This is a genomic window from Campylobacter sp. RM16187 (assembly GCF_025319965.1).
In the GTDB taxonomy this organism is placed as follows: domain Bacteria; phylum Campylobacterota; class Campylobacteria; order Campylobacterales; family Campylobacteraceae; genus Campylobacter_A.
The window spans coordinates 1,303,528-1,318,926 of record NZ_CP012549.1; the positions used below are offsets into that span (position 1 = coordinate 1,303,528).

General features: G+C 36.5%; 12 protein-coding genes. 4 read left to right on the forward strand and 8 right to left on the reverse strand.

The features are described from left to right. The first annotated feature begins 164 nt into the window (after positions 1–164). Genes alaS through CDOMF_RS06970 form a run of 4 tightly spaced genes read left to right on the forward strand, consistent with a single transcriptional unit; the run spans position 165 to position 5,696 of the window. The gene (gene alaS / locus CDOMF_RS06955; RefSeq protein WP_260951308.1) at positions 165–2,732 is read left to right on the forward strand and encodes an alanine--tRNA ligase; all 2,568 of its coding nucleotides are present in this window, start codon (positions 165–167) and stop codon (positions 2,730–2,732) included. Continuing rightward, positions 2,732–3,226 (forward strand): 3-isopropylmalate dehydratase, encoded by a 495-nt coding sequence (locus CDOMF_RS06960; protein WP_260951309.1) that lies wholly within the window; start codon positions 2,732–2,734, stop codon positions 3,224–3,226. Before alaS ends, CDOMF_RS06960 begins: the two co-directional genes overlap by 1 nt. Further along, positions 3,226–3,771, forward strand: coding sequence for a septum formation inhibitor Maf (maf, locus tag CDOMF_RS06965; protein WP_260951310.1), 546 nt, complete (start codon positions 3,226–3,228; stop codon positions 3,769–3,771). Before CDOMF_RS06960 ends, maf begins: the two co-directional genes overlap by 1 nt. Further along, positions 3,771–5,696, forward strand: coding sequence for a transglycosylase domain-containing protein (locus CDOMF_RS06970; RefSeq protein WP_260953152.1), 1,926 nt, complete (start codon positions 3,771–3,773; stop codon positions 5,694–5,696). The genes maf and CDOMF_RS06970 overlap by 1 nt, the downstream gene beginning before the upstream one ends. A gap of 1 nt (position 5,697) precedes the next feature. On the opposite strand, the gene CDOMF_RS06975 is transcribed toward CDOMF_RS06970, so the two are convergent. The 8 genes from CDOMF_RS06975 to nuoH are packed head-to-tail and all read right to left on the reverse strand — an operon-like array spanning position 5,698 to position 15,398. Beyond that, complete coding sequence (locus CDOMF_RS06975; RefSeq protein ID WP_260951311.1) at positions 5,698–8,067, reverse strand: tetratricopeptide repeat protein; 2,370 nt, start codon at positions 8,065–8,067, stop codon at positions 5,698–5,700. 24 nt (positions 8,068–8,091) lie between these two features. Next, positions 8,092–9,582: an NADH-quinone oxidoreductase subunit NuoN gene (gene nuoN, locus CDOMF_RS06980; protein ID WP_260951312.1), complete on the reverse strand. Its 1,491-nt coding sequence runs from the start codon at positions 9,580–9,582 to the stop codon at positions 8,092–8,094. Then, entirely contained in the window at positions 9,579–11,096 is a 1,518-nt protein-coding gene (locus CDOMF_RS06985) for an NADH-quinone oxidoreductase subunit M (RefSeq protein ID WP_260951313.1), read from the reverse strand. The genes nuoN and CDOMF_RS06985 overlap by 4 nt, the downstream gene beginning before the upstream one ends. Beyond that, the gene (gene nuoL / locus CDOMF_RS06990; protein WP_260951314.1) at positions 11,089–12,945 is read right to left on the reverse strand and encodes an NADH-quinone oxidoreductase subunit L; all 1,857 of its coding nucleotides are present in this window, start codon (positions 12,943–12,945) and stop codon (positions 11,089–11,091) included. The genes CDOMF_RS06985 and nuoL overlap by 8 nt, the downstream gene beginning before the upstream one ends. Continuing rightward, on the reverse strand, positions 12,942–13,250 hold the full coding sequence (gene nuoK / locus CDOMF_RS06995; protein WP_260951315.1) for an NADH-quinone oxidoreductase subunit NuoK: 309 nt from the start codon (positions 13,248–13,250) through the stop codon (positions 12,942–12,944). The genes nuoL and nuoK overlap by 4 nt, the downstream gene beginning before the upstream one ends. Then, positions 13,237–13,770, reverse strand: coding sequence for an NADH-quinone oxidoreductase subunit J (locus tag CDOMF_RS07000; RefSeq protein WP_260951316.1), 534 nt, complete (start codon positions 13,768–13,770; stop codon positions 13,237–13,239). Before CDOMF_RS07000 ends, nuoK begins: the two co-directional genes overlap by 14 nt. Further along, on the reverse strand, positions 13,763–14,407 hold the full coding sequence (gene nuoI, locus CDOMF_RS07005) for an NADH-quinone oxidoreductase subunit NuoI (RefSeq protein WP_260951317.1): 645 nt from the start codon (positions 14,405–14,407) through the stop codon (positions 13,763–13,765). The genes CDOMF_RS07000 and nuoI overlap by 8 nt, the downstream gene beginning before the upstream one ends. 1 nt (position 14,408) lies before the next feature. After that, positions 14,409–15,398 (reverse strand): NADH-quinone oxidoreductase subunit NuoH, encoded by a 990-nt coding sequence (gene nuoH / locus CDOMF_RS07010; RefSeq protein ID WP_260951318.1) that lies wholly within the window; start codon positions 15,396–15,398, stop codon positions 14,409–14,411. Between the last annotated feature and the right edge of the window lies 1 nt (position 15,399).

Below are 15,399 nucleotides of genomic sequence, written 5' to 3' on the forward strand. Positions count from 1 at the left end.
TAATACAAATTGGTAATTATATAATTAACTTACTTGAAAATTACAAAACACTCTCAATTTAATATTATAATTTTCCACACATTGCACAGTATACAGGTGTCTTAGAATTTATAATTTTTATGCTAAAATCAGAACTATTTTATAAATTTTAAATAGGAAAATTAATGAAAAATTGCGATACAAATATTTTTGATGTCAGAGAAGCTTTTTTAAATTTTTTCAGCTCAAAGGGACACGAAATAATACCTTCCGCTCCACTTGTTCCAAATGATGCAACACTGCTTTTTACAAACGCTGGAATGGTGCCTTTTAAAAGTATTTTTACAGGTGAGATTCCACGCCCTACCCCGCCGATTCGCACAAGCTGCCAAACCTGCATAAGAGCGGGCGGTAAACATAACGATCTTGATAACGTGGGCTATACAGCACGCCACCACACTTTTTTTGAAATGCTTGGAAATTTTAGCTTCGGAGAATACTTTAAAAAAGATGCGATAGCTTACGGATGGGAATTTGTAACAGAGATATTGAAACTACCAAAAGATCGCCTTTACGTAACAGTTCACGAGAGTGATGATGAAGCGTATGAGATGTGGCAAGAGCATATAAGCAAGGATAGAATTTATAAATTTGGAGATAAAGACAATTTCTGGCAAATGGGCGATACCGGACCTTGCGGACCTTGTTCTGAGATATTTTACGATCAAGGAGCAGAAAATTTTAACTCCGATGAAGACTACATGGGTGGAGACGGAGATAGATTTCTTGAAATTTGGAATCTCGTATTTATGCAGTATGAAAGAGACGCAGACGGAAAGCTAAGCCCTCTTCCAAAACCTTCAATAGATACAGGCATGGGACTTGAACGTGTAACGGCAATAAAAGAGGGGAAATTTAGCAACTACGACAGCTCTCTTTTCATGCCTTATATAAATGAGGTTGCAAGGCTTTGTAAAAAACCTTACGAGTATTCAACCGGAGCAAGCTACCGCGTAATCAGCGATCATATTCGCTCGGTTACTTTTTTGTTAGCTCAAGGAGTAAATTTTGATAAAGAGGGTAGAGGATACGTTCTGCGCCGAATTTTACGCCGCGCTGTTCGCCACGGATACTTACTGGGTATAAAAGAGCCTTTTATGTATAAGCTAGTTGATAAGGTATGCGAACTAATGGGCGGACACTACGCTTATCTAAATGATAAAAAAGAGGCGGTTAAAGAGCAGATTAGATTAGAAGAAGAGAGATTTTTTGCAACTATAGCATCGGGTCTTGAGCTATTTAACAGCGAGCTTAAAAATACTAAAGATGTCTTTAGCGGAGAGATCGCGTTTAAGCTTTATGATACTTACGGCTTCCCACTTGATCTTACAGCCGATATGCTAAGGGATAAAAATCTAAAAGTAGATGAAGCAAAATTTGAAGAGCTGATGAATGAGCAAAAAACTCGTGCAAAGGCCGCTTGGAAAGGAAGCGGAGATAAGAGTGCAAAGGGAGATTTTAAAGAGCTTTTAGAAGAATTTGGAGAGAATGAGTTTATAGGATATGAAAGTTTGAGCTCAAAAAGCAAAATTTTAGCCTTGCTTGATGAGGATTTTAAAAGGGTTATGAGCTTAAAAGCCGGACAAAACGGTTGGGTAATGCTTAATAAAACTCCTTTTTATGCACAAAGCGGCGGACAATGCGGAGATACTGGAGATATTTTAAATTTTGCAAAAGTGGTTGATACGCAGAAATTTCACGGATTAAACCTATCATCTATAGAGCTAAAAGCAAATTTAAGCGCAGGAGATGAGGTTGAAGTAAAAGTAAGCGATGAAAGAAGCGAAATAGCTCGCCACCATAGTGCAACACACCTACTTCACTCGGCACTTAGAAGAATTCTTGGAATACATGTGGCACAAGCAGGATCAAGCGTAGAAGCTACCAAGCTTAGATTTGACTTCTCTCATCCTAAGGCTCTTACAAGCGAAGAGATAAACAAAATAGAAAATTTTGTAAATAACGCCATAGCCAACGGAGCCGCTGCAAAAACCGAGATAATGGATATAGAAAGCGCTAAAAACAGCGGTGCTATAGCTCTTTTTGGTGAAAAATACGACGATAATGTAAGAGTGCTAAGTTTTGGCGATGTTAGCAAAGAGCTTTGCGGAGGAACTCACGTAAAAAATATTAACGAAATTGGAGTGTTTTTTATAACAAAAGAGAGTGGCGTTAGCGCTGGAGTGCGTAGAATAGAGGCGATATGCTCAAAGGCTGCTCTAAATTTCGCAAAAAATTTAAGAGAAGAACTTGAAGAGATAAGAACCGAGCTAAAAAGCATAGAGCCAATGAGTGCAATTAAAAAGCTAAAAAGCGAGATAAAAAATTTAAAAGATGAGCTTAAAAACGCCGGCGGATCAAAGGCTATAAACCTAAGTGATATTAGCGGAGTAAAAGTCTGTGTAGAAATTTTAGAAAGCGGAGATATAAAAACTGCAATAGATGAGATAAAAAACTCAAATGAACGCGTCGCAGCTCTATTTATTCAGGTTAAGGACGAAAAAATATCCATCGCGGCAGGTGTTAAAAACGCAAACATAAAGGCCGGAGAGTGGGTCAAAATGACGGCTCAAATTTTAGGTGGAAATGGCGGTGGCAAAGATGATTTTGCAACTGCAGGCGGAAAAGATATAAGTCAGTTGGATAGAGCCAAAAAAGAGGCTTTTGAATTTATTAAAGGAAAATTAGCTTAATGCCTGAATTTAACATAGCTTTTGCAAAACTTAGTCATATTTTGCCATTTTTGCATACGGTCGCTACTATAGTATTTGTAGGTTTTCAAGCCAGCTTTTGGTTTATGGCTAAATTTTTTATGAAAGATATTGCAAACAATCACAAAAGATATATTCTAGTAATCTCTGCGCTAAAATACCTCGGATGTGCGGTTTATATATCCTTAGCAGTGATTGTGGTAACTAGTATGTTAATAGGCGAAGATGACTACTCTAAGGTTGCAGATCCTATGCTAAATACGATTCTAGCTACCAAATGGACCGTGTTTAGCTTCTTGCTAATTAACGTAATATATGTGACTTATAGAATTAATAGAGCGGTAAAATCTATGAAAAAAGGCGAATATATAGAGCTTCACGAAAATTTGATAGTAGTTATATATTACTTTATACCGCTAAATGTCGTATTTGCACTGTTTGCAACCTATCTTGGTATAGCTTATAGGGCGTTTTGATGATAAATCTAGCCTCAAGCTCTATCACAAGAGCTAAAATTTTAGAAGAAAATAGAGTTAAATTCAAGCAGTTTTCTTTTGATTTTGACGAAAGCGGAGTTGATAAAAATTTAAAACCCGCAAGTTATGTTTTAAAAGTAGTTCAAGCGAAAAAAGAGCAATTTTTAAAAGAGCATCCAAATTTAAAAAATCTCCTTTTTGCAGATAGTGCGGTCGTGTGTAACGGTAAAATTTTAGGCAAGGCAAAAGATAAAAAAGAGGCTTTATATATGCTAAATTTACAAAGCGATAATGAAGCTAAAATTATAACAGCCATGATATTTTTAGGTGAAGAATTTGAACTTATTAATATAAGCTCTACAACATATCAATTTGCCAAATTTAGCCAAGATGATTTAAACGAATACATAAAAAGTAACGAATGGCAAGGAAAAGCTGGCGCAATGATGATAGAGGGATTTAATAAAAAATATATATTAAAAAAGATAGGCAATGAAAGCACGGCCAGAGGCTTAAATGTCGAGCAATTAAAGGTCTTTTTATGATTAGATTTTTATCTTCACTTTTTTTTATAATTTTTGTCTCAAGCGGCGCAGCCTTTATATACCTATATTCTCAAATTCAGCCCGATATAAGTGGAATAATAGAATATAAGCCAAAGCTTACTACACAAATTTATGACAAAAATGGAAATCTGATAGCAAATCTTTTTGAAGAAAATAGAATTTATGCCAATTACGATGAAATTCCATCTCGAGTAATAGAAGCCTTAGTAGCGATAGAAGATACAAGCTTCTTTGAGCACGGAGGCATAAATCCCGAAGCCATAACAAGAGCCATTATAAAAGATATAAAGGCCGGTAAGCTTGTAGAGGGCGCTAGCACAATCACTCAGCAGCTAGTAAAAAATATGATCTTAACCAGAGAAAAGAAATTTACTAGAAAAATACAAGAGATGATTGTGGCGATGAAGCTTGAAAAAGAGCTTACCAAAGAGCAAATTTTAGAAAGATACCTTAATCAAGTATATTTGGGTCACGGATATTACGGTATAAAAGCTGCGGCTAAAGGGTATTTTAGAAAAGAGCTAAACGAGTTAACCATAAAAGAGATAGCTATTTTAGTAGGCTTACCAAAGGCTCCAAGCGCTTATGATCCCACAAAGCACCTTGATCTATCTCTTGGTAGGGCGAACAATGTAATCTGGCGTATGAATATGCTTGGTTGGATAAATGAGGATGAGTATAAAAAAGCCATAGCCGAACAACCTATAGTATATGATGATACTTTAACTCAAAACGTCTCTCCTTATGTGGTGGACGAGGTTATTAAAGAAGCTTCAAAGATATTTAGCGATATTAGAGTTGGCGGATATAGGATAGAGACTAATATCGACCTCAAAGTTCAAAAGATGGCAGAAGATGCACTGAAATTTGGCTATAGTGAAATTTTAAAGCGCGATAAAGACGCCAATGCCTCGGTTTTAAACGGAGCCATCGTCGTAACGGCACCAAAAAGCGGTGAAATTTTAGCCCTAGTTGGCGGAGTTGATTACTCCAAAAGCAGCTACAATAGAGCTACCCAGAGCATGAGACAGCCGGGATCTAGCTTTAAACCATTTATATACCAAATTGCGCTTGATCTAGGCTACTCTCCGATGAGTAAAGTAGCCGACATATCAAGAGTTTTTAGTTCAGGAAACGAGCAAGACTGGAAGCCAAAAAATTATAGCGGTGGATTTCAAGGCTATATAACGCTAAAAAATGCATTAAGACAGTCAAGAAACTTGGCGACTATAAATTTGCTTAACGAAATTGGACTTGATACGACATATAAGCTCATTAGCGATATGGAATTTAAAAATATATCCAAAGATCTATCTATGGCGCTTGGAAGCTTTGGCATATCGCCTTTGGAATTTGCCAAATTTTACTCTATGTTTCCAAATGGTGGAGAGATAGTCGAACCTCAACTTATACGAAAGATTATAAATCCACAAAATTTAGAGACAGCATTTGAGACAAGGCGAATTCAAGCAACAAAGCCGGAGCAAGCATATCTAATGGTAGATATGCTAAAAACGGTTGTAAATAGTGGTACAGGACAAAACGCAAGAGTAAAAGGCATTCAGATAGCTGGCAAGACAGGCACTACAAACAACAATATAGACGCTTGGTTTTGCGGATTTACTCCGGAAGTGGAAGTTGTGATATGGTATGGAAATGACAATAATACGCCTATGAGAAAAATAGAGGGTGGAGGAAGAACGGCTGCGCCGGTATTTAAGGCTTTTATAGAGCAATATATAAAAGAATTTCCCGAGACAAAGAGAAATTTTATAGAACCCGAAGGGATATTTCATACCATGTATGAAGGAAAAGATGAGCTATATACCAAAACTTCTCCGCTTCCTAAACAAGACGCACAGGATAATCTAATCAAGCAAGATAATGAAGGAATGATATTTTAGCCTAATCTACGAGCTTAATCTGCTCGGAGCATAGGCTTTTCCAAGAGCTTTCAAAATTTAGCCCGACGCACTCCTCTAGATATAGCTTAGCATCTTGTGGGCGTTTTTGCTTAATGTAAATTTCTGAAATTTGTGCTAGTGCCCTTACTCTATCAACAGGCTCAAGCTTAGTTTCTAAAATACTTTTTAAATTATTAAGAGCCTCATCCAATCTATCAAGCCTATTAAGAGCGTTTATGTAATCAAATTCCACTTTCGGACTAAAAGTATTGATATTTAGTCTTTTTTGCATATCTATTGCCTTCTTGGCATAGATTACAGTATTTAAAAAGTCTTTGTTCTTTTGTGTGATTTCAGACATCTTTGCATACACTTCAATAATCCTAAAGTCATTTTCCCTCAAATCCTCTATGGCCTTTATCGTAGCCATTGCATCAGGTATTCTATCCAGCTTTATAAGCGCATCAAAGCGGTCGAAAAATACAGGAGATACATCAGCATACTCCTCATTTGCAGCTATTGCCAAGGCTTCATCGGCAACACGAACCACATCTTTATATTTTTGCATTTTAAGCAATACAGAGCTTAAATTTACAAGCCACTCAACCCTATCTAACATATCTGGCGATGTTATATTCTCTTTAGCTAGCTCATAAGCGCTCTGATGTCTAGACATCCTCATAAAGCAGTTAAATAGCTTAAATTTAGCCTCTATATCAGCTCTTATCTCATAGCCTTCCACTAAATCCACTACAGCCTTACAGTTATCCTTTCTTATCATGTCATTCGCCAAAGCAAGAGCTGCGAGGTTTAAATTTTTATCATTTTCAGTGTCGTTTATATCTCTTACGGCATTTGTATATCGTAATACATCATTGAATTTTTTCTCTTTTAGGTATAGGGCAACCTGCTCTTTTAGAGCCTTTTGACCTATGTCATTTTTGCCGTATTTATCCATAAGCAGATCATAGTGCTGATGAAGCTTTGTAGAGTTTGTTTCATTTAACTCAAAAAATAGCCTATCCATACCCTGCTCAACCTGAGCTATATATCCGCCCTCTCTAAACTCATTTTGATATTTTTGCAGATATTTATAAGCCTTCTCTACATCTTTTGTGCCGACAAGGCTAAGAGCTAAATTTTTAAGAGCTATCTCATATCTATCATCACTCTTTTTTAAATTTAAGACCAAAATTTCATATATCTTAGAGGCTACGTCATTGATATTTTTATCTCGAAAAATTCCAGCCAAATCCATTGATTTTGAGATATCGTTTAGCAAGTAATTTGGATTGGCGTTTAAAATTTTTAGCATATATCCTTTGGCGGCTTCAAATTGAGAATCGTCTATGCTACTATTTACTAAGCTCAAAGACGCTCTACTTGCCACATCAATATTATTAGACGAATAGAGCACATCCTCATACATCCTAATCGCATCTTGTCGCTTTCCTGTGTTATATATCCTGTCGGCAAACTCCAAGATCGCACTTTTAGTCCAGCTAGAGTCCTTATGCTCATTCATCAATATATCAAGTATATAGTTTGCATCACTTGTCATGTCTTGCTTGAGATATGATTTCATGACTAAATAAAGCACTTCAGGATAGTTTTCATCCGAGGCAAAGAGCTTCATCCAAGCCCTACCCTCATCTACCATATTTGCAGGCGATAAATTTTCATGACTATCTTTTGTCTCAAAAATTTTATCGAGCGCCCTTAATCTATAGAGCATAAATTCGCTTGTAAAAATGCTGTTTTGATGCTTTCTAAGTGCGGATTCGCTGCTGCTTATAACATAATCATAATGTTTGCTTTCATACTCTTTTTTAATACTAAGATATGAATTTATATCATGACCATCTGGATTTTCGATAGGTGCTTTGTTTAGATCAAGAGCTCCTACGCTCGGATACTTCATATCTTTAAATATCGGAGCGAAATTTATCCCATCCATTTTTGGCTTATCAAATTCACTAAAAAGCGGATCTATGATAATAGAATAATGTTTAGATAAATTTTTATCAACCATCATTACGCTATCTGTGGTAAACAACGGCTTTTGGTATGAGATTAGCCTAGAATTGGCTCTTGGAGCTACTGTAATCTTTGTTGAGTTTAAATCCTGAGTAAATTTAATCTCTACTAAAGAGAGAATTTTATCATCTATCTTTGGTATCGCTTTATCTTTTATCTCGCATGTATAAATTTTATTATCGTAGACTAAAATTTCCTCTTTGCAAGCAAATTCACTATCGTCTTTTAGGTGAAGAATGCTATATGTCACTCCGCCCTCTTTGCCGGAATTTAATACCAAAGAAAAGGCGAAAGCAAGTATCGGAGAAAATAAGAGTAAAAATGTTTTTTTCATATTGACATTATAAAATTTTTAAATTTAAAAACCACTTGCGATCACGAAACTTGCGATAAATTCAAGTAATGAGTCTATCATAAATATAGCTCCTATAGTAGTTATCGCAGCAAACCCTACAATAGCTTTAAGCGCGCCAGATGTATTTGCGATATATAGGTTTTTATCGCTTACAATAGGCTCTTTTAAAAACATCACGACAACTAGCTTTAAATAGTAATATATCGCTATCGCGCTATTTAAAGCCATTACAACAGCCAAAACTACATGATTTCCTGCAATAGCCGAAGAAATCAGATACATCTTGCCCCAAAATACGCTAAATGGCGGAATTCCGGCTAAAGCAACCATAAAAATCGCCATTATCACCGCATAGTTTGGAAGTGTTTTAATAAGTCCTGCAAATTTCTCGTAAGGATGTTTAAACCTTTTATCCCAGCAGACCGTATCATCGCATCTTGCAACCCAAAGCATAGAAAATGCACCCAAATTTGCAAACAAAAACATAATCCAATACAAAAATAAAGATACATTTGCTTGAGAAGTGCCTATAACTATGGCACAAAGCACAAATCCGGCATGTGCAATAGAGCTAAACGCAAGCATCCTCTTAACATCTCTTTGAACTAAAGCCATAATATTGGCAAGAGTCATTGTCAAAATGGCAGAAATATATAGCATATAATGCACCCAATATATATCCGAATGAGCAAGCGCCTCAAATAGCCTTAAAGCCACTATAAATCCAGCCACTTTTGGTACTACAGACATATATCCCGCCAAAGGCGAATTGGCACCCTCATAGACATCTGGCACCCAAGTATGAAAAGGTATCAAAGAGAGCTTAAATCCAATAGCGCCAAACATAAACACACATCCAAGAGTTGCTATCATACTGCCTTGCAATCCGGATTGCTTTATCACATCGGCTATTAAATTTATCTCGACACTTCCTGTCGCCATATAAAACATAGCAGCGCCAAATACAAAAAATCCGGAACCAAGCGCCCCCATCGTAAAGTACTTTATCGCAGCCTCTATTGACTTTATTTTATTGTGAAGCGCAATTAGCGTATAAAGCGCCAAAGAAGATGTTTCAAGTCCTATAAATATCAAAATAAGATTATTACTACTAACCATAAATTCAAATCCGGCTATCATAAATAAAAATAGCGCATAAAATTCACTTATCTCATATTCAAAAAACCTCTTAGTGCTAAGTGAAAGCGGGATAAATAAAGATGAAGCTATCAGAATAATAATCTGAGATAAAACGGATATGCCATCAACTAATAACAGATCAAAAAAACCTTTTGATAGTATATTATGATCTATTACTATTCCTAGGTTTAGCATAATGGCTATCAGACAAAGCACTGTATAAAAGGTCTTTGATAGATCTTTTTTAAATGTGCTTATACATAAAATTAAAAGAGCAAAAAAGATCAAAGAGAGCATTGAGGCGACTGAGGATATATTTAGCTCTGCTAGGCTTACGAATACTAGCTCATTCATTGTCCGCCTCCTATTCTATTGGAATTTGCAATAAACTCTTTAGTCTCGCTTTTTAAAGATTTGTTATACATCTTAACCATCATTTGATTTACACTCATATCTATAGGTTTTAACATAATATTTGGGCTAACTCCAAGATAGATTACAAGCAGACAAAGAGGCACGAGAGTAATAAGCTCCCTTAAATTTAGATCTTTTAGTTCTAAATTTTCTTCTTTATCACATACTCCGTAAAATACCTTTCTAAAGAGATTTAGCATATATATCGCACCCACTATGATGCCTATACCACCTAAAATAGCATATATGAAATTCGCTTTAAAAATTCCAACCAAGCTTAAAAACTCACCTACAAATCCTATGGTAAGCGGAAGCCCGATACTGCCAAGCATGATTACACAAAAAACCAAAGCGTATTTTGGCATCACGCTAGCAAGTCCTCCAAATTCGCCTATCATCTTAGTATGTCTTCGCTCATATATTATACCAACTAACAAAAATAGAGCACCGCTAACTACACCGTGGCTAATCATCATAAATATAGCTCCGCTAATGCCTTCTACGTTCATGGCAAAAATTCCAAGCACTATAACACCCATATGAGAAATAGAGCTATATGCGATAACCTGCTTCATATCGTCTTGAGCATAAGCTATTAAGGCTGTATAGATAACCATGACAATGGCCAAAATTGCTACTATATTAAATAGTTCAACGCTAGCGTCCGGAAACATAGGAAGAGAAAATCTCACAAAGCCGTAAGTTCCCATCTTAAGCAAGACCGCTGCAAGCAACACAGAGCCTATAGTTGGGGCTTGACCGTGAGCGTAAGGAAGCCAGGTATGAAACGGAAACATTGGAGTTTTTACCGCAAAGGCGATAAAAAACGCTAAAAATAGCCAAATTTGAGTATTTAAAGGAAGTTTTAAATTTTGCCAATCAACTATAGAAAAGCTCCAAATGCCATTTATCTTATAGTGCAGATAAGCCATCGCCAAAATAGCTACCAGCATAAACACTGAGCCAAAAAATGTATATATGAAAAATTTAATCGCAGCGTAAATTCTATTCCCGCTTCCCCAAGCGCCTATTATATATAGCATAGGTAATAAACTAAGCTCCCAAAATATATAGAATAAAATCGCATCAAGAGCCAAAAATACACCCATCATCGTCATCTCTAAAAATAAAATCGATATGATAAGATGTTTTAAATTTCCTTTTAAATTTAAAGATATAAGCCCGATAAGAGTCGTGAACGAGCTTAAAATAACCAAGAATAGTGAAATTCCATCAACTCCGACAGTATAATTTACATTTAAAAATCCAATCAAAGAGATATGATTTATCAGGCTAAATTCCTGAGACACTCCACTAAAACTAAACCACATAAAAAGAGTCAATAAAAATTCTATAAAGGCTATACAAACTCCGTAAACCTTAATACTCTTCTCATCTATCAAAAAACCAAGCATCGCAGCAAGAGCCGGAAAAAATATTATCAAACTAAGCATTTACGGCCTTTGTAAATAAAAATGCAAGAGTGAGCAAAATAACAAATCCAAGCACCATCAATCTAAGCATTATACTTAGATCCCCGCTTTGCATATTATCTGAAAATTTAGCCAGAGAATGGATCGATTTTGCGATAAAATCAACACTTCTATCTATTATAGCCTCGTCAAATTTTCTGCATATTCTTGATACTATCTGATAACATCGTACAAAAAATCTATCATAAATTTGAGGTATATAGTATTGTCGCTCTAAAATTTTATAAACCCAAAATTCTGTAACATCCCCTTTGAAAATCCCTTTTTTATATGCAAATACGGCAAAACCGGTTGAAAGAGAAACTATCAAAAGTGTAAAAATTACCATCAAATTTCTAGTGCCGTCTTGAATATCAAATAGATAATCTGGTAAAACTATAGTTGAAATGATCTCAAATTTGTGCTCTAAAAATCCTGCCAAAAATGACATTATCACAAGAGGCGCAAGAGAAATTATAGTAGATCTGTTCGCCTCATGCGGATGGTGCTCAAATTTGCTATCTGTAAAAAATACAAGCATTATAAGTCTAAAGCTATAAAATGCCGTCATGGCGGCTGTGATTAAAAGAATGGCATATATGATAAAATTTCCTTCGCTAAACGCTACTTCTAAAATTTTATCTTTAGAGAAGAATCCTGCAAACGGATAAAATCCAGCCAAAGCAACAGAGCCGATTACCATAAATATAGCAGTTATCTTCATAAATTTATAAAGCCCGCCCATCTTTTTAATATCAAGCTCATCATTCATCGCATGCATTACATTACCAGCGCACAAAAACAACAATGACTTAAAAAAGGCATGCGTGGCAAGATGAAACAGCGCTATCCAGTAAGCTCCCAGCCCTGCGGCTACAAACATATAACCAAGCTGAGATAGCGTAGAATAGGCTATTATCTTTTTCAAATCTCTATTAACTATGGCCATTGATGCAGCAAATATCGCTACAAAAGCACCAAGATAGGCTATAAAGCTACTAATTTCTGGAGTAAGAGCAAAAATTTCATTGGCTCTAATAACCAAATAAACTCCGGCGGTTACCATCGTAGCGGCATGAATGAGTGCCGATACTGGAGTTGGACCCTCCATTGCGTCTGCAAGCCAAGTATGAAATGGAAATTGAGCACTCTTGCCCATCGCACCCACAAATAAACAAGCCGCAATTAGTATTATCAGATAAGAATCAGCGCTTGAGAGCATACTAAAAACTTCATCATATCTTACGCTTCCAAACTCTTGATATATCAGAAATATTCCTATTAGCATAGCCAGATCCGCTACTCTATTCATTATAAAGGCTTCATTTGCCGCCCAGCTTGCACTCTGCTTTTTATACCAAAAGCCAATTAGCAACCAAGAGCATAATCCCACGCCCTCCCAGCCTATAAATAGCCCGATAAAATTATCGCTCATTACAAGTATTAGCATAGAGAAGACAAACAGCCCAAGATAGCTAAAAAATCTATTAAATCCAGCATCATTATGCATATAGCTTATAGAATAGATATGCACTACACCTGCTACTATACCGACAACAGACATCATTATGACGCTTACTTCATCTATAATAAAGCTAAATTCGCTCTCAAATCCGCCCGCTACGATAAAATCTTTAAGATAAATCTCAATCTCTCCGCCAACTATTACCAAATTTAAAAATATCAACGAAGATACCGTGCTTAAAGCTATAAGAACAGAGCATATTACTCCCACAAAATTCATCTGTCTTGAGTGTGAAAAAATACCGGCAAATATTGCAGAGACAAGCGGTAAAAATAGCGAAACTAGAAACAAAACAGCTTGATTCACGACCCTCTCCTCATGCTCTTCATGCTTGAAATCTCTATAGAGCCTGTCTTTTTATACCAAAGCACCAAGAGTCCAAGCCCTACCGCTACCTCGCTAGCAGCAACAGCTATAATAAAAAAGGCAAAAATTTGCCCTGTCATATCTCCGCTAAATTTAGATATCGCAGCTAAAGCTACGTTGGCTGAGTTTAATAAAATTTCAGTAGAGAAAAATAGCATTATTAGGTTAGTTCTTTTTATGATGCCAAAAATACCAAGTCCAAACATAATTGCCGAAACTATCAAATAGTGACTAAGCGTTATCATCGCTATCTCCCCTGTCCATATCTTTATGAGCGAGCACTATCGCACTCACCATAGCAACAAGTAGCATTACAGCCGCCAATTCAAACACAATTAGATATTTTGTAAATAGCAAAATTCCTACTATCTCGACGTTACCGACATTTTCTACGATAGGATATTGAGCGTCTAAATTTGATGAAATGATCGGAGCTGAAAATATAAGCACCAAAATCAGAGCGGACAATACGCTAAGAGTGTATATTAGCCTGTTTGCCGCCTTGCTTCTATTTTCCACTACGTCTTTACTGACATCAAAGAACATCATCGAAAATGCATACAGAACCATTACGGCTCCGGTATAAACGATTATTTGCACAACTCCTAAAAATTCAGCCCCAAGCAAAAAGAAAAATCCGGAAATAAAGATCATTCCGCCAGCTAATGCGCTCATAGAATAAAGAATATTTTTACTAAATACGCTTATACCAAAGCATGCTATCGAGGTAGCGGCGAAAAAATAAAAGGCTACTACTTCAAACATCTTTACTTTCCTTTGAAATTTCACTCTGTTTTTCCGGCTTATTAGAAATTTCATCTATATTTATATATGCATTTGGAGTTGCTTTGACAAATTTATCCGCATCCTCTCTTAAACTGCCATATCCAGGGAATTCCACCTGTTCACAAAGCTTATCTTTTGGAGTTAAAAGATCATCTTTAAAGCCAAAATAAGCTCTTTGCTCGCTTGCGTTTTCATATTCGCTTCCATGCACTATGGCAATTTCCGGACAAACATCGGCACAAAGCCCACAATATACACATCGGCCATAGTTTATAGAATAATTTACAACTCTCTTTCGTCCATTCTCATCAAGCTTAGTCTCCATAGCGATACAGTTACTCACGCAAATTTTCTCACAGAGCCCGCATCCTATACATCGTTCGTTTTCACTCTCTATAAATCTCATAAGCTTATGCACAGCCCTATATCTAGGGCTAAGCTGCATCTTTTCAAGAGGATATAAAAGAGTATGCGACTTACCGCCAATCATCTCTTTTAGAACTATCCAAAGCCCTTTAAAAAGCTCAAGCTTAAAGGTTCGCCTTACTAGCCTTTTAAATTTATCAATATTAGAGATCGTCGCATCATCTGTTTTTATAAAAATATAATCTTTCATCTCACACCAACACTAAACCGGTTATCAGGATATTTAAGAGAGCCAAAGGCATCAAAACCTTCCAACAAAGCCCCATAAGCTGATCAACTCTAACATGAGGCCATGCAGCCCTAGTCCAAAGAAATAGGAAAAATATAAAACTAACTTTTAAAAGTATCATCAGTCCGCCCGGCAAAAACCAAACAGGATTAAATCCGCCTAAAAATACAAGACTTACTAAAAATGAAGCTGTTATCATATTGGCATACTCACCTATAAAAAACATAGCCCAACGCATACCGGAATACTCGGTGCCATAGCCGGCGATTAACTCCGTCTCATTTTCGGTCATACAAAATGGAGTTCTATTAGTCTCTACAAACGACGATATCAAAAATAGTATAAAAGCTAGTGGCTGCTTAAAGATAAGCCAGCCTCCAAGACCTGTATTTTGGTAGTTGTTGATATCTATTAAAGACAAAGAGCCAACCATCATAATCACGCTTAAAAGAGAAAGCCCGGTTACCACTTCAAAGCTAATAAGCTGCATAGAAGCTCTTGCCGCGGCTATAAGAGCATATTTATTGTGGCTTGAAAGTCCGGCAAGAAGCGGGGATAGCACGCAAACTCCTCCGACTCCAAGCACATAAAGCACTCCGACACCCACATCTGCTAAAATTGACCTAATTGTGCGTCCAAAAAGTGTAAATTCCGGGAAAAACGGCACTACAGCAAGTGCCGCAAAGGCTCCAACAGCAGAAATAATAGGCGCTATCATAAAGATGGGCTTATTAGCAAACTGAGGAATGATATCCTCTTTAGTAAAGAGCTTTATCATATCCGCAACAAGCTGTAAAATGCCTCCAGGACCCACCATGCTTGGTCCTATTCTACGCTGCATATAGGCTAAAACCTTTCGCTCGGCATAAGTTCCAAGTCCAGCAAGAGTGGCAAAAACAGATATTACAATTAAAGATTTTACGATAGTTTCGACTATAAAAAACCCATCCATC

What these genes read in the sequence shown, in the direction of transcription:
- CDOMF_RS06975 (WP_260951311.1), bottom strand. Translation starts at nt 8,067, where the DNA reads ATGAAAAAAACATTTTTACTCTTATTTTCTCCGATACTTGCTTTCGCC.
- CDOMF_RS06985 (WP_260951313.1), bottom strand. Translation starts at nt 11,096, where the DNA reads ATGCTTAGTTTGATAATATTTTTTCCGGCTCTTGCTGCGATGCTTGGT.
- nuoK (WP_260951315.1), bottom strand. Translation starts at nt 13,250, where the DNA reads ATGATAACGCTTAGTCACTATTTGATAGTTTCGGCAATTATGTTTGGA.
- nuoH (WP_260951318.1), bottom strand. Translation starts at nt 15,398, where the DNA reads ATGGATGGGTTTTTTATAGTCGAAACTATCGTAAAATCTTTAATTGTA.
- nuoI (WP_260951317.1), bottom strand. Translation starts at nt 14,407, where the DNA reads ATGAAAGATTATATTTTTATAAAAACAGATGATGCGACGATCTCTAAT.
- CDOMF_RS07000 (WP_260951316.1), bottom strand. Translation starts at nt 13,770, where the DNA reads ATGTTTGAAGTAGTAGCCTTTTATTTTTTCGCCGCTACCTCGATAGCA.
- alaS (WP_260951308.1), top strand. Translation starts at nt 165, where the DNA reads ATGAAAAATTGCGATACAAATATTTTTGATGTCAGAGAAGCTTTTTTA.
- maf (WP_260951310.1), top strand. Translation starts at nt 3,226, where the DNA reads ATGATAAATCTAGCCTCAAGCTCTATCACAAGAGCTAAAATTTTAGAA.
- CDOMF_RS06960 (WP_260951309.1), top strand. Translation starts at nt 2,732, where the DNA reads ATGCCTGAATTTAACATAGCTTTTGCAAAACTTAGTCATATTTTGCCA.
- nuoN (WP_260951312.1), bottom strand. Translation starts at nt 9,582, where the DNA reads ATGAATGAGCTAGTATTCGTAAGCCTAGCAGAGCTAAATATATCCTCA.